At 50.6% G+C, this 593-nt stretch carries 1 protein-coding gene and 1 pseudogene; both read right to left on the bottom strand.

From position 1 onward, the window contains the following. The coding region (locus ACWHAR_RS29695) for a sirohydrochlorin chelatase (RefSeq protein ID WP_452088767.1) at positions 1–473 on the bottom strand (473 nt) is incomplete at its 3' end. Between the two features lies 1 nt (position 474). Then, a pseudogene (locus ACWHAR_RS29700) lies at positions 475–593 on the bottom strand (uroporphyrinogen-III C-methyltransferase); the annotation flags it as partial.

Below are 593 nucleotides of genomic sequence, written 5' to 3' on the forward strand. Positions count from 1 at the left end.
ACTGGTGTGAGGTCTCTCAGCCGTTCGCAAATATCATAAACATCCCGTTTGACATCCGGATCAGAGCTTCCCCTTCCGATCAACACGACTCTTGCATGTTCATATGGCGTCCCCGTTTCTTCGATCCTTGTAAAAACCGCTTTGACGACTTCCTGATCGACGCCGATCGGCTTTCCGTAAGCGACGCTGACGGAAGGGTACTGTGAGGAAGCACGGGCAAGCTCTTCAGGGATGTCCCTTTTGGCATGTGCGGCTGTCAAGAGGAGAAGCGGCACGGCCGCGATATGCGTCGCCCCCTTTTCCACACACGCTTTAAAGCCGGTTTCGATATCCGGTGCCGCCAATTCCAAAAAAGATATTTCCTGAATGGGGGCGGACATGTTTTCTTTGCAGCTCTCCAAAAAAGCGGCTGCTTCTGTTTGGGCTCTTTTCAGACGGCTTCCATGGCCGATATATAAAATCGCTTGTTTCATATTAAAGCGCCTCGCTTAATGCCGGATCTTTCAGCTCAGGTTCAAACCAGCTTAACTGCGAGCTGAATTGAACGACATCCCCGATGACAATCAGGCTCGGGTTTTCAATCTTTTCGCTTT

It is taken from the genome of Bacillus sp. LR--39 (genome assembly GCF_053613335.1).